Origin of the sequence: Wukongibacter baidiensis, from assembly GCF_050888315.1 — a bacterium.
Lineage (GTDB): Bacteria > Bacillota > Clostridia > Peptostreptococcales > Caminicellaceae > Wukongibacter > Wukongibacter baidiensis.
In genome coordinates this window covers 1,420,859-1,446,841 of the sequence record NZ_CP138202.1, presented here as the reverse complement: position 1 = coordinate 1,446,841, position 25,983 = coordinate 1,420,859, and the positions used below count along the sequence as shown (strand labels likewise).

The following is a 25,983-nucleotide window of genomic DNA, read 5'->3' as shown; positions in this document are numbered from 1 at the left end:
CTTCGATATCTAAAAATAATTTATTTTGAAACACCCTGGGGCTGGCTCGTAAGATTCCTTTATGAGACAGCCCCTTGTCTTTGTTTTCTTGGAATATTTGTCTACCCTCTTGAATAGTATTAAATAGGTATTATAGAGGGGGGAGCCGTAGAAATGAAATCAAATACTAATATGAACAACACGAAAATGAAAAGGTTTATTAACATGAGAACGCTGCTGATTGCCTTAGTAGCTTTACTTATTTTAGTGAGCGCAACCATGGGAATAAAACATTTCACTAACAACGATGAAAATGTGAAATTTAAAGTGCTGGAAGAGAAAGAAGTACCGAAAAAAATTAAAGAAATTTTACCTAGGTATCAAACCTTAGAAAGAGCTTTAGCGTGTAAGGTGAATGGAGAAATCTTTGTTGTAGTAACAAGGGGAGAAAAGCCTACAGGCGGATATACTGTTGATATAGATAAGATTGAGAAGGTAGAAGACGAAGAAGATAAGTTTAAATTAGTAGTATATGCAAAGTTTACAGATCCTAAGCCGGGGGATGTAGTAACCGAAGCAATTACATATCCATATATCGTTGCTAAGACTACTTTGAAGGAACTGCCTTATAGAATTGAATTAAAGACGAGATATGAAGAATAAAATCTAAAGAGTGACCAATTTATTTTGGTCGCTGAGGCTGTTAACAAACCCGAATTACTTTGTTGTTGCTTCAACAAAGAACCCTTACGTATGTCTTTATACGCTGCGGTCTCTTAGTTTCAGCACGCCTTGAACTTCGCGTTTCTTAACAACCTATCATCTTGTTAACGTTGTTAACAATCTGAGCGACCAATTTGTTTTGGTCGCTTTTTTGTATATGTTTTTATCTATAGAATACACAAAAATAGTTGGAGAGAAATTAAAGGAGAAAAAACCCCTCTATTGACAATTACCCAAAATGGTAGGCCTTAAACTACTAAATGAGAATTAGAAAAATTTACATAAAGGAAAATGTCGAAAAATGTCGAATTAAATTTCATTAGATTTAATACTTTTAAGGAGGCCACTTAATGAAATTTAAGAAACTTATAGTTGGAGGACTGATCGGAATTACACTTCTTACTCAGAGCAGTATCAATGCATTTGCTGATACCATATCCTATGAAGTTAGAAACGGTGACACCTATTGGAAGGTTAGTGAAAAATACAACATTGATTTAAATGCTCTTCTCTCTGAAAATTCTGCAGAAAAAAATCCATATCTGAATGTTGGACAAACTATACAGCTTCCCTATAATCCAAATGAAAGAATCCTCTATAAAGTAGCTTCAGGGGATACCTATTGGAAGATAAGCCAGAAATTTAATGTTGATGTTAATGATCTACTGAAAGCAAATAATGCTAACTCACAAACAATGTTAAATGTGAATGATATAGTAACCATACCAAAATCCAATAATTATAAAACCCACATTGTACAATCAGGGGAGACCTATTGGAAAATTAGTCAAAAATATTCAGTAAATCTAAATGAACTTTTAGATATCAATAATGCAAATGAATATAGTGAACTCTATGTCGGACAAAGTATTAATATACCGAATAGTGCATCTTTAAAGGAAACGACTACAGTTAAAACACAAAATTCAGAACCATACATTACTTATACTTATTATACAGTACAAAAAGGCGATGACTTTTGGAAAATATCAATAAAGTTTGGAATACCTCAATATGAATTGATTAATACCAATAATATGAATGAAAATACTATACTTAATATTGGTGATGTTCTTAAAATCCCAGTCCACCATGTACCTGTAAAAAGCACTCCGGGCGATACATATGGTGAATACCTTGACTGGTGGACAGGGGCCCAATACGTAGTTCCAATAGGTAAAATATTTAAAGTTAGAGACTTTTATAGTGGGAGAGAATGGACAATGAAGAGAACTATAGGAGCAAATCATGCAGATTGTGAGCCTTTAACTGCGTATGATGCTGCTGTGATGAAAGAGGTTTGGGGTGGAAGTTACAGTTGGAATACAAGACCTGTTTTAGTTATAGTTGACGGAAGAAAAATAGCTGCTTCAGGCTCTTCGATGCCCCATGATATAGAATATATTAGTGATAATGGTGTAAAAGGACATATGGATATTCATTTTGCAAATAGCACAAGACATAAGGATGGTAAAATAAATTATGACCACCAAGATGATATAAAAATAGCAGCTGGATTAAAATAAATCTAGCTTTATTGCTAAAAAATTGTATCAATAAAAATTATTTAGAAAATTCAAAAATAGGATTGACTTATATGAATAACGGTAGTATAATTTTCATAAATATTCAATAAATATTTAAAAGTGCTGATAGAGAGAAAGATATCTAAGCTTTAACTACAGAGAGCCAACGTTTGCTGGGAGTTGGTGTTGAGGTAGATATGTAATGATCACTCTTGAACTGCCTGATTGAAAAGTATGATCCAAGTAGATTAGGTCGGTAGCTACCGTTATACAGCTAGGATTCAAGGAAAATCCCTTCGATCTGAACTAAGAGCCAATTGTTTTTTGTTATTGGAACTAGGGTGGTACCGCGAGAATAGTCTCTCGTCCCTAAGATAGAATTAATTATCTTAGAGACGAGAGATTTTTTATATTTAGAGAATAAATATCAAGCAAAAAATTCATTAATCTAAAGGCTTAGTCCAAAAGTTTAAGCATTGTACCCAGTACCTAGTGCCTAACTTAAATTATTAATATATAAGGATTAAGAGGAGGTGAATGGTCGATTTTGATTGATGACTTTTCAGTTAAAATTAAAAGAAGAGAAGATAAAAAAGAGCTAACAGAACTGGCCATTCTATTAGCTGATAAAGAAAATATAAAAAAAAATTATAAACCTTATTAAATATTTAGACACAAAAACAATATATCCTTCTTTTAATTTTTAACAACCTGAAAATCTATTTAACTTATGAAGTAGATATAATCTTCTACATAAATCAAGAATTTATGTAAGTAAGAAATAAAAAGAAATTGGGGAGTGGAGTAGATTGGAAAAAAAAGTTTTGTGTCGAGTAGATAGTGGATTAGAAACTCTAGTTAGAGTTGTTGGACTTTTGAAGAGAAAGAGATTTGAGGTTAGAAGTGTAAATATGGAAGAAATAAAGAACTCAAATTTTTCTAATCTTGAAATAATATTAAAAGATGAATTTAACTTAGGATTTGAGCAAGCGATAAAACAAATGGAAAAGCTTGTAAGTGTACATGATGTAACAGAAATTAACTAATAATAGGGGGAGTTTTAAATGGCAAAGATGTACTATAATGATGATGCAAACTTAGAGCTACTTAAGGATAAGAAGGTGGCTGTTATAGGATTCGGGAGTCAGGGTCATGCCCATGCTCTTAATCTAAAGGAAAGTGGTGTTGACGTAGTAGTTGGATTATATAAAGGAAGCAAGTCATGGAGTAAAGCTGAGGAACAGGGATTAGAAGTTTTAGAAGTAGCTGAGGCTGCTAAGAAGAGCGATGTTGTTATGATATTGGTTCCAGACGAACATCAAAGAAAAGTTTATACTGATCATATTAAGGATAACCTAGAGAAAGGCAATGCACTAGTATTTGCCCACGGATTTAATATTCATTTTAGTCAAATAGTTCCGCCAGAATATGTAGATGTATTTATGGTTGCTCCAAAGGGACCAGGGCATTTAGTTAGAAGAGTATACAGTGATGGTAAGGGAGTTCCTGCCCTATACGCCGTTTATCAAGATTACACTGGAAAAGCAAAGGAATTTGCATTAGCCTATGCTAAGGGAATCGGTTCTGCTAGAGCAGGGGTTTTAGAAACTACTTTTAAAGAAGAAACTGAAACTGATTTATTTGGAGAACAAGCCGTTCTTTGTGGTGGAGCTACTGAACTTATTAAAGCAGGATTTGATACATTAGTTGAAGCTGGCTATCAGCCTGAAATAGCATACTTTGAATGTTTACATGAATTAAAGCTGATTGTAGATTTACTTTATGAAGGCGGATTTGAGAAAATGAGATATAGCGTAAGTGATACAGCAGAATATGGAGACTATATGGTTGGTAGAAGAATTGTTACAGAAGAAACTCGTAGCGAAATGAAAAAAGTTTTATCAGAAATACAAGCAGGAGAGTTTGCTAAGAATTGGTTATCAGAAAATATGTTAAATAGACCTGTATTTAACTCTATCAAGAGATCTGAGCTAGAGCACCCTATAGTTGGAGTAGGTAAAAAACTAAGAAGTATGATGGAATGGATTGAAGAATAGGAGGACTGGACTTGAAAAGTGCTGCAGTAAAAAAGGGTTTAGAAAAGGCTCCACACAGGTCACTATTTAAGGCCTTAGGTCTGACAAACAAAGAGATTAATAAACCACTAGTTGGTATAGTAAACACATATAATGAAATAGTACCAGGGCATACTCACTTGAAAACTATTGTGGATGCTGTTAAAAGAGGGGTTCTAATGGAGGGTGGTACTCCATTAGAATTTCCAACAATAGCTGTATGTGATGGAATCGCTATGAACCATGAAGGGATGAAATATTCTCTCCCGAGTAGAGAATTGATTACTGATAGTATAGAAATCATGGCTAAGGCTCATGGCCTTGATGGATTGGTTTTAGTTCCTAATTGTGATAAGACCGTACCTGCAATGTTAATGGCATGTGCAAGATTAAATATTCCTTCAATAATTGTTAGTGGAGGACCAATGCTTGCGGGTAAGGCCTTTGGAAAAAAGATTGACTTAACTACGGTATTTGAGGGCGTAGGAGCAGTAAAGGCAGGAAAGATGACTGAAGAGGAATTAGAGGAAATCGAAGATAAAGCCTGTCCTGGATGTGGTTCGTGCTCCGGTATGTTTACAGCGAATTCAATGAATTGTATGACAGAAGCATTGGCTATGGCACTACCTGGAAATGGAACTATTCCGGCTGTTTATTCCGAACGAATAAGGCTAGCAAAATACACTGGTATGAAGATAATGGACCTTATTAGAGATCAGATTTTACCAAGGGATATTCTAACTGAGAAGGTATTTGAAAATGCTCTAACTGTAGATATGGCATTGGGATGCTCTACAAATACGGTATTACATTTAACAGCGATTGCAAAGGAAGCAAATGTTGAAGTAAATCTGGATAAAATAAATGAAATAAGCCAAAGAACTCCGAATCTATGTAAATTGAGTCCTGCTGGTCCTTATCATATGGAGGATTTATACGAAGCCGGTGGAATAATGGCTGTGATGAATGAACTAAAGAAAAAGGACTTGTTAAACTTAGAGGCGCTAACTACATCGGGTAGAACAATAGGTGAACTTATAGATGGATGTGAAAAGGTTGGAGATAAAGTAATTGCTTCAGTCGAAAATCCATATAGTGAAACCGGAGGAATAAAGGTTCTAAAGGGTAGTCTTGCTCCTGAAGGTGCAGTGGTTAAAAAATCAGCTGTTGCTCAGGAAATGTTTATTAACAAAGGCAAGGCAAAAGTATTTAATGCGGAAGAAGAGGCCGTTGAGGCAATTCTTGGCGGAAGAATTCAAAAAGGCGAAATTATTGTAATAAGATATGAAGGTCCAAAGGGTGGCCCTGGAATGAGAGAGATGTTAACACCAACATCGTCTCTAGCAGGTATGGGGCTTGATAAGTACGTGGCTTTAATAACCGATGGAAGATTTTCAGGGGGAACAAGAGGAGCGGCAATTGGTCATGTATCACCTGAGGCAGTCGATGGAGGAGCAATTGCTTTAGTTAAAGATGGAGATATTATTGATATAGATATGATAGAGGGAAGACTAGACTTACTTGTTGATGAAAAAGAACTGGAAAATAGAAGAAAAGAGTTATCCAAGATTGAAAAGACTGCTAGTCAAGGGTATCTTGATAAATACAGCAAAATGGTTACATCGGCAAGCAAGGGCGCAACCTATAAAGGATTGTAGGACTATGAAGGAAAGAAGGTGAAAAGATGGAGCTTAGTGGAGCACAAATTGTACTGGAATGTTTAAAGGAACAGGGTGTAGATACTATATTTGGATATCCAGGTGGAGCAGTTATACCATTATATGATGCCTTATATGATAACTTTGATACCTTTACACATATTCTGACATCCCATGAGCAGGGAGCAGTTCACGGAGCAGATGGCTATGCTCGTACAACTGGTAAGGTTGGAGTATGCTTTGCAACCTCTGGACCTGGAGCAACAAATACTATTACGGGAATTGCCACAGCATATCTGGATTCGGTTCCTATGGTTGTATTTACAGGACAAGTGCCGAGATCCTTACTAGGTAAGGATTCCTTTCAGGAAGTTGATATTACGGGTATATCACTTCCTATTACAAAGCATAATTATCTTGTTGAGGATGTAGATGATTTATCAGATATTATAAGGGAAGCTTTTGAAACGGCGCAAACTGGAAGGCCTGGTCCTGTTTTAATAGATGTACCTAAAAATATATTCATCGAAAAAACAAGCTATAGAAATGAGAATATTGAGGCAAAACAGTCTAACTCAGAAGAAATAGATGAAAAGCTTATCGATGAGGTGGCAAGTGTCATTAATAAATCCGTAAAACCAGTAATTTATGCTGGGGGAGGAGTTATAATATCTAACGCCTCTGAGGAATTTTCTAAATTTGCAACCAAAGCGGAGGTTCCAGTGGTCAACACTTTGATGGGACTTGGTTGTTTTCCTAGAAATAATGAATTATCACTTGGGTTAGTTGGTATGCATGGCCTTAAAGAAGCAAATTTAGCAGTAACAAATAGCGATTTAGTTATTGCAGTTGGAGCAAGATTTAGTGATAGAGTTGTAGGAAAGGTGAATAAGTTTGCTCCACGAGCACAGATAATTCATATAGATATTGATAAAACCGAGATTAATAAAAATAAAAAGGCCAATCTATCAATAATTGGTGATGTTAAAAAAATACTAAATAAATTAGTTGAGAGAGTAGATTCTAAGGATAGAAGCCCATGGCTTAAGGAAATAAATCAATGGAAGTCCGACGGTAGATTAGCAGAAAAAGAGTTCACTGCAAAAAATATAATGAAGACAGCTCAAGATATACTTGGAGATGATACAATTGTAGTAACTGATGTAGGTCAACATCAGATGTGGACTGCTCAATATTGGAAGTTCACAAAACCTAGAAGCTTTTTATCTTCGGGTGGTTTAGGAACCATGGGATACGGTCTTGGAGCAGCAATAGGAGCTCAGGTAGCGAAGCCTGATGGAACAATATTGCATGTAACAGGAGATGGAAGTTTTAGAATGAACTGCAATGAATTAGCGACAGTTACAAAATATAATCTTCCAACTATCACCTTGTTATTAAATAACAATACCCTTGGAATGGTAAGACAGTGGCAAAAACTATTCCAAAATGAAAGGTATTCTCAAACCGATATAGGAAACGAAGTTAATTATGTTAAACTTGCTGATGCCTATGGAATAGAAGGGTATAGGGTTGAAGAGTTAGACAGTTTGGCAGAAGTATTAAAGGAAGTTGTTCAGAAAAGACAATCAGCTGTTATTGAATGTAAAATTGATAAAAATCAAGGTGTATATCCTATTGTACCTGCAGGAAAACCTATAGATGATTTGATTGAAGGGAAAATCGGATAACATAGTATTAAATCTGGATTATTCATAAATAATCACAGTTTAAAGAATCCTTATTAAAAAGGATTCTTTTTTTGTGTGATAATTCTTGAAGTAAACTCAGACTCAAAAGAAGGTATTCGATGTCACTAAATTTTCACTCTATTTCTCATTTGTGAAAATATTAACATGGATTTAACTAACAGTCTGGTAAATATAGTTATTATTATAATTGAGGAAATTATAAAACTCCTATTAAATTATGAATAAAGTTATATGATTTTCTTAATTCAGAATCAGATATCTGTTTTTTTAGAGGAGGATAATTATGAATTTTTTCAGAAAAAGCATCTTAGTCAAAATACTTTCAGTATTCTTTATTATTCTACTTTTCTCGTTAGCTGGAATTACTACATATGATTCAATTGCTACAAAACAGAGATTACTTGAAACTGCTGTGGAAACTCAGAAATTATTATCAAACCAAATAGAGCAATCTGCTGAGGTCTTGTTTTCTACAATGGAAATGACATTACAAGGAATATCTAGAGAAAACAGTGTTACAAATATTTTAGTTGCAGACAAATTTTTCAATCCACTAAATCATTAGATGGTGATAAAAGGGAAAAAAACCAAGAATTTGCGTGGTTCGAAAAGGCAATTGAAAATAGAGGCCGAAGAAATATTTAAGAATATAGAAGAATCATCAAATATGATAGCCAACGAAATGGAATATTTGAATCAGTCTATAGATGAGATGAGTCCAAAGAAGGAAAAAATACTTGAAGGAGTTAATAAAATTGCAACCGTTACAGAACAGTCGACAGAACTAGTGAAGGAGGTCTCAGTTGGAGTTGAAAATCAGTCAAAGAACATTGAACAGGTATCCCATAATAGCGAAGAACTGGTGAATATGGCTAAAGGATTAGAAGAAAAGATCAGTGTTTTTTCTACGGTTGGTGGTATAGAATCATCTTCTAATGCTATAGATGTAAAGAGTAAAAGAGAAACGGTAAAATACTTTGAGGCTCTCAGAAGCATTATTAGATTTTATAAATTTAAAAGTATTACAGCTAAAAAGTTGAATTTAAAGGGAATAGATTTTGGGAGATATAAAAAGAGATTTAAATACTTAGCATTACTTAAAAAGGTTAAAAAATAAAACTGAAAAGACTTCTTATAAAGATAAAAAAAATGACACATTTTTGATAAGAGATACTCATCAAGACGTTGGCCTAGTGTAAAGCCAACGTTTTTTCGTGCAAACATATAGTATTTGTGATAAGTATTTGTCCTATACATTACTTAACATAGAGTTAACGATGGATTAACATTCACATAACAAAAGCTAAAGCAAAAAATGTTAAATTATATATGAGATTGGGGATTGACAAAATCATGAAACGTGAAGGGAGAAATTTTTAAATGAAAAAGATATTATCGCTACTATTAATTGTTGTTTTAGCAATGGGTGTATTTGCTGGTTGTGCAAAGGAAAAGCCAGTTGAGCAATCTAAGGCACAAGAGAATCAAAGTGAAGAAAAGAAAGAAGAATCAAAGTTAGAGGGTACAGTATCAGTTGTTGGATCTACTTCTGTAACACCAGTAGCACAAAATTTAGCTGATGCTTTTTCAGTAGTAGAGCCTGGCGTACAAATAGATGTTCAAGGTGTTGGATCAACTGCAGGTGTTAAGGCTGCAAATGATGGAAGTGCAGACATAGGAATGGCTTCACGTAACCTGAAATCTGCAGAAAAAGAGTGGGGATTTACTGAGCATGTTATAGCATACGATGGGATTGCAGTAGTTGTTCACCCAAGTAACAAGATTGAAGACCTTACTAAAGAACAAGTTACTAAGATATTTAAAGGCGAAATCAAGAATTGGAAAGAAATTGGTGGAGAAGACAAGGAAATCCTTGTTGTAAGTAGAGAATCTGGTTCAGGAACTAGAGGAGCTTTCGAAGGAATAATGAAGCTACAAGAAAAGAATGCTGATGGTAAGAAAGTAACTGTAGTTAGAAAAGATGCTTTGATTGCAGAAGGAAATGGTGCGGTTAAGGCTAACGTAGCTAAGAAAGAATATTCAATTGGATATGTATCTTTATCATATTTAGATGAGTCAGTAAAGGGATTAAAGGTTGATGGAGTTGAGCCTACGGTTGAAAATATTAAAGCAGAAAAGTACTCTGTATTTAGACCATTCTTAATGCTTACAAAGGGTGAACCAAGCCCAGCAGCTAAAGCATACTTAGATTTCATATTAAGCGATGAAGGTCAAAAGATAGTTGGAGAAAAATTAATTACAGTAAAATAATAGATATCCTAGTGAACATATGATTAAGAGCAGTAAAGAGACTCCACAGATGAGGTGGAGTTTCAGGCTGATGATAAATCAGAATTTCTTCGTTGTTGCTTCAACTAAGAACCCTTACGTATGTTTATATACGCTACGGTCTCTTAGTCTCAGCACGCCTCGAACTTCAGATTTCTCAACAGCCTGTCATCTTGTCGACAAAGTCGACAATCTGAGACTCCACAATTTAGGTGGGGTCTGTCTGCGTGTTTAAATTAACTTCTATTGCATATTGTGGAGGTGGTAATAGATGAGTACAGGTATTTTAAAGGAAACGATAGGAAATAACTCAGAAATAAAGATGGAAGAAAATAAAAAGAGAAAAATATTTGAAGGAATCATTGAAAAATTATTTTTGATATGTGCCTGTGTAGCAATATTATCCGTAGTGATAATAACCCTATTTATATTTATCAAAGGTGGTCCTGCAATATTTAAAATTGGTTTAGTTGACTTTTTATTTGGGAAGGAATGGATGCCAGAAGCAGATATCTTTGGTATATTTCCAATGATAGTAGCATCTATATACGCAACATTAGGTGCAATTATACTAGGTGTTCCGATTGGAATTTTAACAGCGGTGTTCTTAGCAGAAATTGCTCCTGATTGGTTGGCTAAGATAATTCGTCCAGCAGTAGAACTGCTAGCAGGTATTCCTTCAGTAGTATATGGTTTTTTTGGACTCGTTGTAATCGTACCAATTATAGATGATGTCTGGGGAGGCGGAGGAAATAGTTTGTTGGCGGCTATAATTATTCTATCGATTATGATTTTGCCAACGGTTGTAAATATATCGGAAACATCTATCAGAGCGGTACCAAAGGAGTATAAGCAGGGCTCCTTAGCTTTAGGGGCTTCTCATATTCAAACAATTTTTAAAGTTATTATACCAGCTGCTAAATCAGGAATTTTAGCTGCAGTAGTATTAGGGATAGGAAGAGCAATAGGAGAAACCATGGCTGTAATACTTGTGGCAGGAAATACTTCTTTAATACCTAGCTCGTTACTTGATCGAGTACGTCCTATGACTGCGAACATAGCTATAGAGATGGGATATGCATTTGGACTGCATCAAGAAGCGTTGTTTGCTACTGGTGTAATATTGTTTATCTTTATAATGATCTTAAACATATTCTTAAATGTAGTTACCCATAAGGCAGGTGAGTAGATTGAAACAAAGTAGATTCATAGATAATGTGATAAAAATTATTATTTGGGCATCGTCACTTATAACAGTAGGGATTTTAGTATGGATACTGGTATATGTAATAAAAAACGGAATAGGTGAAATCAATCTAGAATATCTTACTACTGCCCCAAAGGGTGAAGAAGGCGGAATCTTCCCAATGATAATAAGTACAATATATATAGTACTATTATCGGTTGTAATATCAACACCTATAGGAGTATGTGCAGCTATATATTTAGTTGAATATGCTAAGCCAGGTAAGATAGTACGTATAATAAGATTTGCAACAGAGAGTCTTGCAGGTATTCCTTCAATTATATTTGGTTTGTTTGGAATGATTTTTCTTGTAGTTACTCTAAAATTAGGTTTTTCAATTTTAGCAGGAGCAATTACTTTGAGCATAATGGTACTTCCAACAATAGTTCGTACTACTGAGGAAGCATTAAAATCTGTACCAAAGGCATATAGAGAGGGTAGCTTAGCTCTTGGAACATCTAAACTGAGGACAATTTTCAAAGTAATTCTTCCTACAGCTATGCCAGGGATAATTACTGCTGTCATCCTAAGTGTAGGAAGGATTGTTGGTGAAACCGCAGCAGTATATATGACAGCCGGGATGGCGCCAAGAATACCAAATGGGATAAAGGCATCGGGAAGAACCTTGACGGTACATCTATATCTTTTAGCAAAGGAAGGTATATCATTTAACAAGGCCTATGCTACTGCAACCATTCTAGTAATTATTGTTGCTCTTATAAACCTTACTGCAAACCGCTTAGCTGCCAAGTTCAGCAAAGGTAAGGCATAATACTTGAAAGAATAGAGGAGTGGAATTAAAACTATGAATAAATTAACTATAAGAAATTTGGATCTATTTTATGGAACTTTCCAGGCTCTGCACGGTATAGATATGGATATAAAGGAGAAAATGGTTACAGCTTTCATTGGACCATCGGGATGTGGAAAATCTACCTTTTTAAGAACATTAAATCGTATGAATGATCTAATTGAGGGTGTAACTATAAATGGAGAAGTTAAGCTTGAAGGGCAGGATATTTATAAAAATATAGATGTAATTAAACTTAGGAAGAGAGTAGGAATGGTATTTCAAAAACCAAATCCTTTTCCAATGAGTATTTATGATAATATTGCCTATGGACCAAGAAGCCATGGAATTAGAAAGAAATCTGTTTTAGATGAAATAGTTGAGAAAAGCTTGACGGGTGCAGCCCTATGGGATGAAGTTAAAGATCGTTTAAAGACTAATGCACTAGGACTTTCTGGTGGACAACAACAGAGACTTTGTATTGCTAGAGCTCTTGCCGTAGAACCAGAGGTTCTTTTAATGGATGAGCCAACATCGGCACTAGATCCTATAGCTACCTCAAAGATAGAAAACCTAATACAATCACTTAAAAAGGATTATACTATTGTAATTGTTACCCACTCTATGCAGCAAGCGGCTAGAATATCTGACAATACTGCATTTTTCCTAATGGGAGAATTAGTTGAGTTTGGTGAAACAAGCAGAATATTTACGACACCTGAAGATAAGAGAACCGAGGACTACATTACAGGTAGATTTGGGTAGAAAATTTAAGGGAGGTTATGCAATTGGTTAGAAATAATTTTGAGGCGTCAATTACGTCACTGAAAGAAGAAGTAGTAAAGATGATGGAAAGTGTTGAAGAATTAATTATACAATCCGTTGATTCTCTTACCAGTAAGGATGTGAATTTAGCCCGTGAAGTTATAAGACTTGACGATAATATAGATGAATTACTAGAAAGTATTGAAGAAAAGACCATAGAACTCATTGCACTTCAACAGCCGATGGCTAAACACTTGAGAATAATTTTTTCTATATCTAAAATAATTACGGATCTAGAAAGAGTTGGAGACTTTTGTGTTAATATATCTAAGGAAACAATAAAGATAGGTGATGAAGCCCATATTAAACCTCTAGTAGATATACCTAAGATGAGAGATATAATATTAGGTATGCTACAGAATTCTAAAACTAGCTTTGTTAATGAAGATGCTGGTTTAGCGTATAGGGTTGGAAGAGAAGACGAATTGATAGACAATTTATACAAAGATATCTATACTGAAATACTAATGATGATACACTCAGATTCTCGAAATATTAATCAAGGTACAAAACTCCTATTTGTAGGAAGATATTTAGAAAGAATGGCTGATCACATAACGAATATATGTGAGAGGATTATATATATAGTGGATGGAGAAAAAGTAGAAATAAACTAACTTCTTGCGATAGTTCATACTTCGAGGACTTTGGATATTTCCTTTTCGTTCATGCAATCAGCCTGTTTTTCTATATAGCTTTGTAGGAAAAAACAGACTGATAAAAATCACTCAAATGAAATATCCAAAGACCCCAAGTTAGGTAAGAACTTGAATATATTTGTAACTACTAAAAGCGGTTAAATTGGTTTAGCCGTTTTTAGATTCTAAATTATCAACTCTTATAAATCCTTAGCCAAATCAGCTAAAAGCTGAGATGTAGAATTAAGTTCTTCAATTGCTGCTACGATCTGCTCAGTAGTTTCAGCTTGAGTCTTTGTAACTGAGTTTGTATTACTTACTGATAAAGACATGTCGTCAACAGATAATTTTATACTTTCTAAAATATTTTTGATATTACCAACAGCTTTTTTAGTTTCATCGGAAAGCTTTCTAATTTCTTCAGCAACCACTGAAAAGCCCCTGCCGTGTTCGCCTGCTCTAGCTGCTTCTATAGCAGCATTTAAACCCAGCATATTGGTCTGATCTGAAATATTCTTTATGTATTGTAAAATTGCATCGGTTTGACCCACTTGTTTTTTTGCATCCTCACTTTTTAAAGATATATCATTTGAAGATTCAGCGATTTTATGGGCTCCATGGGATATTTCGTCAATACTTGCAGTTATTTCTTGTAGAGCGGCAGCAGTATTTTGAGAAAGGTCGATAAGTTTATTTTGCTTTTTTAGACTTTTTCCTATAGCGATGCTTCCTATGCAGTTGCCTTCATTATCTCTAATAGGTATTGAAATAGATTTTAAAGGTATACCAAAAAGTTCTTCTGGAATAATTTCTATGATTTTCTTATTATCCATAATACAATCATGCATTGAATCTTCTTCTCGTACATGGGTGTTTTCTACTTCCTCATCAAATTTCAATTCATCGCCAGGAATATGTTTTAATATTAAATTTCGATCAGATATAGTGATAAGAACATCTTCATTAAACATATCTTTAAGATAATCAGCAACATCAATAAAAGAATCTAAAATATTACTTTCTTTCTCAATCAAATGAAACAACTCCCTTTCAACGAAATTAGTTATTGGATTAATAATATAACAAATATTAAGAAAAATCGACACGTACATTATAAGATTGAAAAATTTACAAATAATAACGTTGAAAATTGGAATTGATACAAAAATATGTTGATTTATTAAGTTTTATAAATCCTTAGCTAAATCAGCTAAAAGCTGAGATGTAGAATTAAGTTCTTCAATTGCTGCTACGATCTGCTCAGTAGTTTCAGCTTGAGTTTTTGTAACGGAGCTTGTATTGCTTACGGATAAAGACATATCGTCAACGGATAATTTTATACTTTCTAAAATATTTTTTATATTACCAACAGCTTTTTTAGTTTCATCGGAAAGCTTCCTAATTTCCTCAGCAACTACCGAAAAGCCTCTACCGTGTTCGCCTGCCCTAGCAGCTTCTATAGCAGCATTTAAACCTAGCATATTGGTCTGATCTGAAATATTCTTTATGTATTGTAAAATCGCATCAGTTTGACCTACCTGTTTCTTTGCATCCTCACTTTTTAGAGAGATATCACTTGAAGATTCTGCGATTTTGTGGGCTCCTAAGGAAATCGTATCTATGCTAGTGGTTATTTCTTGTAAAGCTGAGGAGACGCTCTCAGAAAGATTATTAAGTCTATCTTGTTTTTTAAGACTCCTACCTATGCCAATACTACCTATGCAGATTCCATTATTATTTCTTATAGGAATCACTATTGATTTAAAGGGAATTCCAAAGACTTCTGCCGGAACATTTTTTACTATTTTACTATTATTATTAATACATTCGAACATTACATCTCCGCTTTTTAAAGCAGTGCCTTCTTCATCTTTAATATCCAGCTCATCTCCAGGATAATATTTTAAGATATGCTGTGTATCAGATACGGATACTATAGCATCTTCGTCAAGTATGTCTTTTAAATATCTGCCTACTTCAATAAAAGAGTCAATTATTCTTGTATTACTGTTTTCCATAGTGTCAACTCCTTCAAAAAAATATCGTATAATCTGGGTTTGATATAATTATATAACAAAAAAATTAAATAGGCGACAAAATTTACCTAATGTTGTGATAAAAATTAAAAGAAATGCAAATAATTGGAATACAAACTTTGCAGATATAATAATTTTTTTGTAGGCAATGACAAATATTAAATTATAAAAGCATCATAAGTAAAATACTAAATAATTAATAAGTTTAGAATATAAGAAGCGTTTTATGAAGAAAAGACAAATAAATTGTGTAGATATAAATACAAAGGGGTATAAAAAACTATAGAATATTCAAAAAATACATAGTTGTTTAAAAAGGGAGTGTTTTTATGATAGACAGATTTAAAGTTCCTTTAAGCAAATTGAATAATCAATGTGATACAAAGTGCTTCAATTTTGATAGTACCGCTGATTTAACTCCACTTCAAGGTATTATAGGTCAAGAAAGAGCATCAAATGCATTAGACTTTGGTTTGTCAATAAAGAAAAAGGGCTACAACATTTTTGTATCTGGCCAAAGTGGTACTGGAAGAAATAGCTATGTGAAATTAATAGCCGATGAAAAGGCTTCTAAAAAAGAAGTACCAGATGATTGGGTATACGTATATAATTTTAAAAACCCCCATAGTCCACTAGCGCTAAATCTTAAAGCAGGACAAGGTAAGACATTTGTAAAGGATATAGAAGACATAATAAAAAAGCTTAAGAAAGAAGTTGAAAATGCTTTTATTAGTAAAGATTATGAAAATACAAGAAATATTTTAATACAGCAATATGAGAGCATTACAGAACAGTATATGAAAAAACTTAACGAGATTGCAGCGAAATATGATTTCAGATTCACCCAGACCGATAAAGGCTTAATAAGCTTGCCACTTAAAGAAGGACAGCCTATGAGTGAAGAAGACTATAGGGGACTTGCTCCTGAAGCCTTCGAAGAATTAAAGAAGAAAGGCAATAAATTAAGCCTAGAATCGTTGGATATTTTTAATGAACTTAGGGAATTAGAGGAAGATTATAGAGGAAAGCTTAAAGAGTTGGACGCTGAAACGGCTCGCAAAGTTGTTGATTTTCATATAGAAAAACTAAAAAAGAAATTCAATTACAATGACAAAACAACCGACTATTTTCATATGCTTCAGAATGATATTGTTGAGCATATTGATAAGTTCAAAAAAGATAATGATGAACCTTCAAATAACCCATTAGCTATGTTCCAAATGAAATCAAATGTTGGTTTCTTTGATAGATATAAAGTAAATCTTTTTATAGATAATAGCGAAAGAAAATGCGCTCCTGTAATTATGGAATCTAATCCAACCTACTATAATTTAGTCGGGAGTGTAGAATATAAGAATGAAATGGGTGTAATGAAGACTGACTTCACACAAATCAAGCCTGGTGCTTTACATGAAGCGAATGGAGGCTATTTGATTCTTCATGCAAAAGATTTATTAAGTAATAACTTTGCTTGGAATGGACTCAAGAGAGCCCTTGTTACAGGTGAAATAAATATTGAAGGACTAGGTAAACAGCTAGGATATGTAGTTACAACATCTCTAAAGCCACAACCAATACCTATTAAGCTAAAGATTATTTTAATAGGAGATCCATATACCTATTATCTACTTTACAATTATGATGAGCAGTTCAAGAAGCTATTCAAAATAATGGCTGATTTTGACACCGAGATGTCAAGGGATGAAGAGAATATGCTTAAAATGGCGAGGTTTATAGCGACCCATTGCGAAAAGGAAAACCTTAGGCATTTTAATCGTGAAGCAGTAGGAAAAATTATTGAATATAGTTCAAGATTAGCATCGAATCAAAAGAAGTTAAGTTCGAGATTTAATCAAATAGTTGAGATACTATATGAGGCTGATAGTTGGGCAGAGGTAAGTGGCAGTGATATTGTTAAGGTAGAGCATATTGAAAAAGCCATTGCTGAAAAAATATTTAGAAATAATAAGTACGAAGAAAAAGTAATAGAAATGTTTGAAGAAGGAGATTACCTACTTGATGTTGACGGAGAAAAGATAGGTGAAATAAATGGCTTGGCCGTTACAGGGACAGGGGAATACAGTTTTGGTAAACCAAGCAAAATTACGGTTTCCACCTATAGAGGAAAAGCAGGTATAATCAATATTGAGAGAGAAGCTAAAACTAGTGGAAAGATACATGACAAGGGAGTAATGATAATAAGTGGATATCTGGGTGGAAAGTATGCTCAAGAAAAGCCTTTAGCATTATCAGCTAGTGTAGTATTTGAACAGTTATATTCAGGAGTTGATGGAGACAGTGCTTCAAGTACCGAGCTTTATGCTATTCTCTCTAGTATATCTAAGGTTCCTATTAGACAATATATAGCAGTGACAGGATCAGTTAATCAGCGTGGATGTATTCAACCAATAGGTGGAGTCAACGAAAAAATTGAAGGATTCTTTAAGGTCTGTAAATTAAAAGGTCTAACAGGTAAACAGGGAGTTATGATTCCTCACCAAAATGTAAAGAATCTGATGCTTAAAGATGAAATAATTGAAGCCGTTAAAGATGGAAAGTTCCATATTTACTCAGTAAAGACAATTGATGAAGGAATAGAAATACTTACAGGAGTAGCCGCTGGAGAAATTGACGAAAGTGGAAATTACCCTGAAAATACTATACATTATCTTGTAACTAAGAAACTCAAGGAATTAGCTAAGGCTGATCAAAAAGATAAAGAAAAAGATAAAAAAGAAAGCTAGAATTAATTTATTAAAAAATCTTAAAGAGAATTACTTAAAAAATTTCTCTTTAAGATTTTTTTTAGTGGAATTTAATATATAATAAGAATTGTAGGAAAAATAGTCAAAAAATACTAGAATTTATCGTAAAAAAAATGGAGGAAATGAAGGAGAAATATCGAAATAAGAATAATGATAGGAGTTGATGCGATGATTGAGATAAGAAATGTTTCAAAAAGATATAAAAGTGGTGTGATGGCACTTTCAAATATAAATATAAAAATTGAAAAGGGAGAATTTGTATTTCTTGTTGGAGCAAGTGGGGCTGGAAAGTCTACTCTAATAAAAATGCTCTTAAAGGAAACTGAGCCTACCCAAGGGAAGATTGTAATAGACAGACAAAATATTACAAAAATTCATAGAAGGAAGGTTCCTCTTCTGAGAAGAAAAATTGGCGTAGTTTTTCAAGACTTTAGGCTACTTCCCAATAAAACGGTTTATGAAAATGTAGCTTTTGCTATGGAAATTGTCGAAGCTACCCCTAAGGAAATAAGGAGAAATGTACCGACTATACTTAGCTTAGTCGGACTTAGTAGTAAGGCTAAGATGTATCCAGAACAATTATCAGGTGGAGAACAACAAAGAGTATCAATTGCTCGATCCATAATAAATAATCCCCCCATACTTATTGCCGATGAGCCTACTGGGAATCTTGATCCTGAAACATCCTGGGAGATTATGAGGCTCTTAAGACAGATTAATAGAAGAGGAACAACAATAGTCATGGCTACCCACGCTAAGGATATAGTAGATATGATGCAGCAAAGAGTTATAGCACTCGAAAAAGGACTTGTAGCAAGGGATGAGCAAAGAGGGGGCTATGGTTATGAAGATTAGGACTTTAGGCTATATGGTAAAGGAAGGACTTAAAAACCTCTGGAGAAATAGAATGATGAGCTTGGCCTCTATAGGGTCCGTTACAGCGACCCTTATTATTCTCGGAATGATATTCATACTAATATTCAATATAAATAGCATGGCCGAGGGTGCCAAAGAACAGTTTGATACTATACAGGTATACTTAGAAGAAGGTATTAGCCAAGAAAGAGTAGATGAAATAGGTAAGACAATAAAAGCAATAGATAACGTACAGGACATAGAATTTGAATCAAGTAATGATGCACTTGAAAAAATGAAAGATCGTTGGGGTGAATACGGTTATCTTCTGGAAGATCTAGAAACTAACCCACTGCCAAATTCATACATAATACATTTGACTAACATTGAAACTAGTGAGGCGATTGTCGAGAAAATTGTACCTATTGAGAATATCGATGAAGTGAAGTTTCATAAGGACATAGTAGACAAACTTATTAGTATGACTAATTTTATTAGATTAGTTGGTTTGATAGTAATAGTTGTATTAATATCTATTTCGGTATTTATTATAGGTAATACTATAAAACTTACAGTTGCAGCTAGAAAAAGAGAGATAAACATAATGAAATATGTTGGAGCAACAAATTGGTTTGTAAGATGGCCATTTTTTATCGAGGGAACAATGTTAGGGTTGTTTGGTGCAGCCTTTGCACTTTTACTGATATTCTTCACATATAGATATCTTTATAATATGGCTACAGCAAACCTTTATGTTATGATGACCGCATATTTAATACCAGTTAAGAAGATATTGGACAACCTATTACTTATGTTCATAGTACTAGGTTCAGGAATAGGAGCATTAGGCAGTATAACTTCCATGAAAAAATATTTGAAAGTATAAAATTTGTTAAAGCAAAGGGGGATATACAGGGAGATGAGAAGGAAAAAATTATTTATCTCATTGTTAGCAATTTTGACAGTTCTTTTAATGGCTTTGCAATCATTTGCATTCGAGGGTGTAAGTGATCTCAAAAATAAACTGAATGATACAAATAGTAAAAAAAGTCAAGTAACTCAGGATAAAAGACAAAATGAAAAAGAGCAGAAGGAAATCACACAAAAAATAGAAAAACTACAATCAACTATCCAAAACCTTGAATCTGAAATCAAGAATTTAAATGGTAACATAGTAGATACTAAGAATAAAATAGAGGTAACTCAGGGTGAATTAGTTGTTGCAGAAGAAAATATAGGTGATAAAAAAGATACTTTAAATTCAAGATTAAATGTAATGTATAAAAACGGAGATGTAGGTTATGTTGAAGTGCTTCTTGATTCTAATAATTTTGAAGACTTGTTAACAAGAGTAGATATGGTTAAAAAGATATTTAATCATGACGTGGACCTTATCAAATATTTAAAGGAACAAAGAGATCTAATTGAAATCAAAAAGAATACTCTAGAAAGTCAAAAGGCAGAACTTGTTGCACTATTGAATAATGAAAAACGTAAGCAAGAGAATTTAAAGGTTTCAAGAGGTCAAATGCAAAGAGCCAAGGAACAGCTTGTAAAGGATCATAAGGTCCTTGAAAGCGAAGAAGACAAATTAAACGATTTGGCAAAGAAACTTGAAAAAGAGATAATGAGAAAGCAATCTTCTGCAAAATACACGGGAGGAAAAATGTCTTGGCCAGCACCTGGGTACAAAACAATAACATCTCCCTATGGATATAGAGTACATCCTATTTTAAAGAAGAAGAAGCTACATACAGGAATAGATATTAGGGTTCCATCAAATAACAACATTGTAGCAGCCCAGAGTGGAACAGTTATTCATGCTGGATGGCTGGGAGGCTACGGAAAAGTAGTAATGATAGACCATGGTGGTGGAATAGTCACACTATATGCCCATAACAACAAATTACTTGTTAAAGAGGGACAAAAAGTCACAAAGCAGCAATCAATAGCAAAAAGTGGAAGTACAGGTATGTCAACGGGACCTCATCTACACTTTGAGGTTCGTGAAAATGGTAAATATGTAAACCCAATCCAAAGTAAGTATATTAAATAATAGATATTAGATTAACAAGGACTCCTAACTCTAAGTTAGGAGTCCTGTCAGATTGTTGACAAAGTCAACAAAATGACAGGCTGTTGAGAAAGGCGAAGTTCGAGGCGCGCTGAAAGTGAGAGACCGCAGCGTATACAGACATACGTAAGGATTCTTGATTGAAGCAGCAACGAAGAAATTCGGGTTTCTCAACAGCCTGCAAGGGCTCCTAGCTTTAAGTTAGGATTCCTTTTTTTATTGAGGTAATTTCTCTAAGAGAGATATGGTCAATATAAATGGCCTCGATATCCCTGAATTTCTACTAGAAATTTACCAAAATTTTGAGTAATCATAGCAAAGATGGTATAATGGATAATGAAAATTAATAGAATAAAATATCGAGGTATTTTTTACAATACATAGGAAATTATAAACTTCTCAAAACTATAAATAAATATAATTTCAGTTATGTATTTAAACAAAGCCAACCTTGAGAATCTTTGAATAGAGCTATTCTGTAAAGATTTCAATCTTCAAAAAAGAAATACTCAACGTAAAGAATGTAAGAATAGATAGTTTTAAAATCCTTAAAGCTATACCCTATTTATTATACAATTGTGTAAAGTTATAACTATACAATTGCCTAACATATAAATTAAGTTTTACTATATGACCCTGGATACAAACAAAAATGACTTAGAGGTGAAGTTAATGATCAGAAAGACAACAGCGTTTATTGGAGCCTTGGTTTTAATAATAGTTACGAGCCTAGGAACCTTTGTATTTGGTAATCTGATACAGTTTAAAGTTGGAGATAAGATATTAATCTCGGAAACAGAGTATAACAAAATGAAAGAAGTAGATGAAAAATTTCAGAAGGCACTATATTTACAAAGCTATATAGAAGATAATTACTATTTGACCACGAAAGAAGATAAATTTGAAGATGGTATTTTAAAAGGACTTTTTAGTTCTCTAGAAGACCCATATTCTGAATATATGACTAAATCGGAATTTTCCAGCTTTAAAGCTCACACTCAGGGTACCTATGGTGGTATAGGAATTATAGTAAGCCCAGGTGAAGATGGATATATAACTGTTGTATCACCAATTGAAGATACTCCAGGAGAAAGAGCTGGGATAATTACAGGAGACAAAATAGTAAAGGTGAATGATAAGGAAGTTACAGCTGCAAAGCTTGATGAAGCAGTTTCAATGATGAAGGGAAAGCCTGGAACTAAAGTGGATTTGACCATAATAAGAGATAATAGAAAAGAACCACTAAAGATTACAATCAAGAGAGAAGAAATAAGACTAAACACTGTTAAATCTAGAAAAATAGGCAATGAGATTGGATATATAAGACTAACAATGTTTGACGATAAAACTGCCGATGACTTTAAGAAACACTTAAAAGAGCTAGAAGAAAAGGATATAAAGGGTCTGGTAATTGACCTTAGAAATAATCCAGGAGGATCACTTAGAGAATGTGTTGAAATAGCTGATCATTTACTTGGTAAACAAGTTGTTGTATATACTAAAACCAGAGATGGTAAAGAAGAATTTTTAAACTCGGATGCTAAAAAGGTTGACTATCCCTTTGTTATCTTAGTAAATAAGGGAAGTGCTAGTGCATCAGAAATATTGACCGGGGCTACCAAGGATACAGAGTCAGGAGTCATAATCGGAACTACTACCTTTGGTAAAGGTCTAGTTCAAGCCGTTAGAGAATTATCAGATGGTACTGGGTTTAAACTTACTATTTCCCAATATTTCACACCAGATGGAAATTATATACATGGGAAGGGGATAGAACCGGATATAGTAGTTGAATTACCTGATGAGTTAAAGGATAAAGTTGACTTAACTGATGAAGAAGATGTGCAACTACAGAAGGCCTTAGAGGTTATTAGAGGGAAGATAGATTAACCTTTAAATTCAAAACACGATAATAACTGAGGCTAAACTCATAAAAACACTTTATGAGTTTAGCTGTGGGGTGTTTCAGAATATAAGAATTTCAAATAGTACAGAAATTCGTTATTCTGAGACACCCCTTATATATCCTTTAGGGGTAGGTGAAAAGGTAATGGGGTGGATAGAGCTTATAACGGTATCTTTGAAATCTGTATTGACGATAATAATTAATCCGCTTTTTTGGATAGTGTTGTTACTGATATACATACAATACAGAAAAGTAGCTAAGATGGAAGCTAGACTTTTGGGAAAGGTAAAAACTTCAGCTAAGGCAAGAGTATTTGCATCGCTAGGAGTTGGATTGATTGGGGGATTACTAGGAACGATAATAGTTTCAACCTTAGGAGTTGCAGTGGAACTAAAGGACTTTCAATTTATTTTACCTTTAGCGATATTTTTAATGCTTATCAACGTGAGATATATCTGTTTTTCCTATGCAGGTGGAATTATCTCTCTTTCAAGCTTGATATTTGGGTTTCCCAATATCAATGTATCTAGCATTATAGCGCTAGTTGCAATACTTCATCTTATTGAGAGCATATTGATATGGATAGATGGATATAAGGACCCTACTCCTGTTTTCATTGAACATAATAAATACGGAACTGTTGGTGGATTTACCTTGCAAAGATTTTGGCCTATTCCTTTTGCTGTTTTGCTAGTTGTATTAAAAGGATCTACAGCTACAGACTTACCAAATTGGTGGCCTTTATTTATCTCATCCAGTCTGTCTTTAGATAATATTAGTCTACAGCTAACAGTTGTTATAGCAGCCCTGGGTTATGGAGATATAGCTATAACCTCTTCTCCAAGGGAAAAAAGCAAGAAATCTTCAATAAGACTTGCAGGTTATAGCATAATACTTCTCATACTTACAGCAATATCATCATACATATATATTTTTAAATTTATTGCAGCGCTGTTTGCACCCGTTGCCCATGAGGCATTAATTATTTATAGTCAAAGAGAAGAAAAAAGAAGAAAACCGATTTACAAGAAATTTCATAGAGGACTCACAATACTGGATGTGAAAAAGAACAGTATTGGAGAGAAAATGGGGATAAAACCTGGGTATATTTTATTGAAGGCAAATGATTACTATATTAATGAAAAGGATGATTTACTATATGTTTTAAGACAAATCCCCTCTCATCTTAGACTTGAGGGTATAGATCAAAAGGGAAACAGTGTTATTTTAGAATATAGAGATGTGTTGAATGGCATAGGATCAATTGGTGCAATAATTATTCCACGAAGTTCAAGCTTTGTAATTGCCTCTGGTGAAAATGTCAGTATAATAGGTAAATTAATCAATCGGATATTAAAAAAATAGAAGGGGGTGTCTCAGAATGGCGAATTTCTGCGTTATTTGAAATTTCACTCATTCTGAAACACCCCGGGGCTGAACTCATGAGAAACCTTTATGAGACAGTCCCTTTCTTTTTTTAGATCATTTTTAGGAGAGAAATCTGACCAAAACAAAGATGTTTGATGCATCCGAGTTTTTAGCTAAAAATTGATGCGTCAAACTCTAGCTGAATTTTAAAAAAAATGATATTTATCAGTGAAAAGGTGTCAATATATGTTATAATTTATATGAACCTGTAGAAGGGGGGGACTGAAATGGGAACTAGATGGAAGTTTAAATATATCAATTTAATACCTTTACTAATTATTTCATTTGTACTATATAAAATTGTAAATAGAGTAGATTTTTTTCTGTTTATGAATAGAAACTTACTAACGATTTTTAGCCCTATTATATGGGCTTTTGGAATAGCATACTTACTTAATCCTCTTATGAAAATACTTGAAAAAGAATTCAGACTAAGAAGAGGCCTAAGTATACTCATTATATATTTACTTGTGCTGGGAATGATAACCTTCTTCATAACTGTAGTTTCACCAAGTATTGCAAATAGTATTGGTGAGCTTGCAAAAAATTTACCCCAGTATATTGGGCAGACTCAACAATGGGCAACAGAGCAAATTGACAATCTTAAGCTATTGGATAAATATGGAATAACCCCCTATGTAGATGAAAACCTAGATAAAATTATAGATAAGATGTCTGTTTATATAAATGATATTTTATCATCGGCTGTATCACAGGTAATAAATTTAACATCGGCATTGTTTAAGGCGATTTTGTCCATGATTATATCTATATATTTCCTAAAGGATAAGGAAAAGTTTATCTCAGGTATGAAAAAGACCGTATATGCATTCTTAAATGAGGAACGGGCGAAGAATTTTATTAATTTTGGGGCTGAACTTGATAGATTATTTTCTCGATTTATTATTGGAAAATTCATAGATTCATGTATAATTGGAGCTATATGCTTTGTTGGACTAATGATAATAGGGGCTAAGTATAAAATACTATTAAGCTTAATAGTTGGAATTACCAATATGATCCCATATTTTGGACCTTTTATCGGTGCAGTACCAGCTGTTATAATAACACTTTTTTATAGTCCGATAAAAGCGTTATGGGTGTTAGTTTTTATGATATTCTTGCAGCAATTTGACGGTTTATACCTTGGTCCAAAGATTCTTGGAGACAAGGTAGGTTTATCTCCATTTTGGATAATTGTAGCCATTATAATTGGAGGAGGAGTGTTCGGAGTTTTAGGGATGTTCCTAGCTGTACCAATAATGGCGTTTATAAAGACTGTATTTGAAAAATATGTAGACAAAAGGTTGGAAGCTAAAAATGTTGAATTTTAAAGAGGGCGTCTCAGAATGACGAATTTCTGCGTTATTTGAAATTTCATCGACTTGGCACGTACACTAGTACTAGCCAAACCGCTGAAATCTCAAAACCTTGAACTTCATTCATTCTGAAACACCC

Annotated in this window: 22 protein-coding genes and 1 other annotated feature; of the genes, 20 read left to right on the top strand and 2 right to left on the bottom strand. The window is 33.8% G+C overall.

Annotation, left to right across the window (positions count from 1 at the left end):
* Window positions 1-153 precede the first annotated feature (153 nt).
* The 13 genes from R9X47_RS06750 to phoU all read left to right on the top strand — a co-directional run bounded on the left by R9X47_RS06750 (window position 154) and on the right by phoU (window position 13,440).
* Complete coding sequence (locus R9X47_RS06750) at window positions 154-642, top strand: protease complex subunit PrcB family protein (protein WP_432665981.1); 489 nt, start codon at window positions 154-156, stop codon at window positions 640-642.
* A 410-nt stretch (window positions 643-1,052) separates the two neighbouring features.
* Entirely contained in the window at window positions 1,053-2,228 is a 1,176-nt protein-coding gene (locus R9X47_RS06745) for a LysM peptidoglycan-binding domain-containing protein (protein ID WP_432665980.1), read from the top strand.
* A gap of 114 nt (window positions 2,229-2,342) precedes the next feature.
* Window positions 2,343-2,602: a binding site (T-box leader), on the top strand.
* A gap of 435 nt (window positions 2,603-3,037) precedes the next feature.
* Window positions 3,038-3,274, top strand: coding sequence for an ACT domain-containing protein (locus tag R9X47_RS06740; RefSeq protein WP_432665978.1), 237 nt, complete (start codon window positions 3,038-3,040; stop codon window positions 3,272-3,274).
* Window positions 3,275-3,292: 18 nt separating this feature from the next.
* Entirely contained in the window at window positions 3,293-4,285 is a 993-nt protein-coding gene (gene ilvC / locus R9X47_RS06735; RefSeq protein WP_432665976.1) for a ketol-acid reductoisomerase, read from the top strand.
* Between the two features lie 11 nt (window positions 4,286-4,296).
* Window positions 4,297-5,961: a dihydroxy-acid dehydratase gene (gene ilvD / locus R9X47_RS06730; protein ID WP_432665975.1), complete on the top strand. Its 1,665-nt coding sequence runs from the start codon at window positions 4,297-4,299 to the stop codon at window positions 5,959-5,961.
* Between the two features lie 26 nt (window positions 5,962-5,987).
* Window positions 5,988-7,652 (top strand): biosynthetic-type acetolactate synthase large subunit, encoded by a 1,665-nt coding sequence (gene ilvB / locus R9X47_RS06725; protein WP_432665974.1) that lies wholly within the window; start codon window positions 5,988-5,990, stop codon window positions 7,650-7,652.
* 304 nt (window positions 7,653-7,956) lie between these two features.
* Entirely contained in the window at window positions 7,957-8,238 is a 282-nt protein-coding gene (locus tag R9X47_RS06720; protein ID WP_432665973.1) for a hypothetical protein, read from the top strand.
* Between the two features lie 30 nt (window positions 8,239-8,268).
* The gene (locus R9X47_RS06715; protein WP_432665972.1) at window positions 8,269-8,790 is read left to right on the top strand and encodes a hypothetical protein; all 522 of its coding nucleotides are present in this window, start codon (window positions 8,269-8,271) and stop codon (window positions 8,788-8,790) included.
* A gap of 263 nt (window positions 8,791-9,053) precedes the next feature.
* Window positions 9,054-9,944, top strand: coding sequence for a phosphate ABC transporter substrate-binding protein (locus R9X47_RS06710; RefSeq protein ID WP_432665971.1), 891 nt, complete (start codon window positions 9,054-9,056; stop codon window positions 9,942-9,944).
* A 340-nt stretch (window positions 9,945-10,284) separates the two neighbouring features.
* Window positions 10,285-11,151: a phosphate ABC transporter permease subunit PstC gene (gene pstC / locus R9X47_RS06705; RefSeq protein WP_432667595.1), complete on the top strand. Its 867-nt coding sequence runs from the start codon at window positions 10,285-10,287 to the stop codon at window positions 11,149-11,151.
* Between the two features lies 1 nt (window position 11,152).
* Complete coding sequence (gene pstA / locus R9X47_RS06700; protein ID WP_432665970.1) at window positions 11,153-11,980, top strand: phosphate ABC transporter permease PstA; 828 nt, start codon at window positions 11,153-11,155, stop codon at window positions 11,978-11,980.
* A 33-nt stretch (window positions 11,981-12,013) separates the two neighbouring features.
* A complete protein-coding gene (gene pstB / locus R9X47_RS06695; protein ID WP_432665969.1) occupies window positions 12,014-12,763 on the top strand; it encodes a phosphate ABC transporter ATP-binding protein PstB in 750 nt (249 codons plus the stop codon).
* 23 nt (window positions 12,764-12,786) lie between these two features.
* Window positions 12,787-13,440: a phosphate signaling complex protein PhoU gene (phoU, locus tag R9X47_RS06690; protein ID WP_432665968.1), complete on the top strand. Its 654-nt coding sequence runs from the start codon at window positions 12,787-12,789 to the stop codon at window positions 13,438-13,440.
* Between the two features lie 221 nt (window positions 13,441-13,661).
* Here the strand turns inward: phoU and R9X47_RS06685 are convergent, their stop codons facing one another.
* Together R9X47_RS06685 and R9X47_RS06680 are read right to left on the bottom strand one after the other, a co-directional pair.
* Window positions 13,662-14,495, bottom strand: a complete 834-nt coding sequence (locus tag R9X47_RS06685; protein WP_432665967.1) for a methyl-accepting chemotaxis protein — start codon at window positions 14,493-14,495, stop codon at window positions 13,662-13,664.
* A gap of 153 nt (window positions 14,496-14,648) precedes the next feature.
* Window positions 14,649-15,479, bottom strand: a complete 831-nt coding sequence (locus R9X47_RS06680; RefSeq protein WP_432665966.1) for a methyl-accepting chemotaxis protein — start codon at window positions 15,477-15,479, stop codon at window positions 14,649-14,651.
* 347 nt (window positions 15,480-15,826) lie between these two features.
* Here R9X47_RS06680 and R9X47_RS06675 point away from each other — a divergent pair, with 347 nt between their 5' ends.
* From R9X47_RS06675 to R9X47_RS06645, 7 genes are all read left to right on the top strand, one after another.
* Complete coding sequence (locus tag R9X47_RS06675) at window positions 15,827-18,241, top strand: Lon protease family protein (protein WP_432665965.1); 2,415 nt, start codon at window positions 15,827-15,829, stop codon at window positions 18,239-18,241.
* A gap of 189 nt (window positions 18,242-18,430) precedes the next feature.
* The gene (gene ftsE, locus R9X47_RS06670) at window positions 18,431-19,117 is read left to right on the top strand and encodes a cell division ATP-binding protein FtsE (protein WP_432665964.1); all 687 of its coding nucleotides are present in this window, start codon (window positions 18,431-18,433) and stop codon (window positions 19,115-19,117) included.
* Window positions 19,107-20,003: a permease-like cell division protein FtsX gene (gene ftsX / locus R9X47_RS06665; RefSeq protein WP_432665963.1), complete on the top strand. Its 897-nt coding sequence runs from the start codon at window positions 19,107-19,109 to the stop codon at window positions 20,001-20,003. Before ftsE ends, ftsX begins: the two co-directional genes overlap by 11 nt.
* 33 nt (window positions 20,004-20,036) lie before the next feature.
* A complete protein-coding gene (locus R9X47_RS06660; protein ID WP_432665962.1) occupies window positions 20,037-21,173 on the top strand; it encodes a murein hydrolase activator EnvC family protein in 1,137 nt (378 codons plus the stop codon).
* Window positions 21,174-21,863: 690 nt separating this feature from the next.
* Entirely contained in the window at window positions 21,864-23,081 is a 1,218-nt protein-coding gene (locus R9X47_RS06655; protein WP_432665961.1) for a S41 family peptidase, read from the top strand.
* A gap of 160 nt (window positions 23,082-23,241) precedes the next feature.
* Window positions 23,242-24,462, top strand: a complete 1,221-nt coding sequence (locus tag R9X47_RS06650) for a hypothetical protein (protein ID WP_432665960.1) — start codon at window positions 23,242-23,244, stop codon at window positions 24,460-24,462.
* A gap of 290 nt (window positions 24,463-24,752) precedes the next feature.
* Window positions 24,753-25,859 (top strand): AI-2E family transporter, encoded by a 1,107-nt coding sequence (locus R9X47_RS06645; RefSeq protein WP_432665959.1) that lies wholly within the window; start codon window positions 24,753-24,755, stop codon window positions 25,857-25,859.
* Window positions 25,860-25,983: the final 124 nt, after the last annotated feature.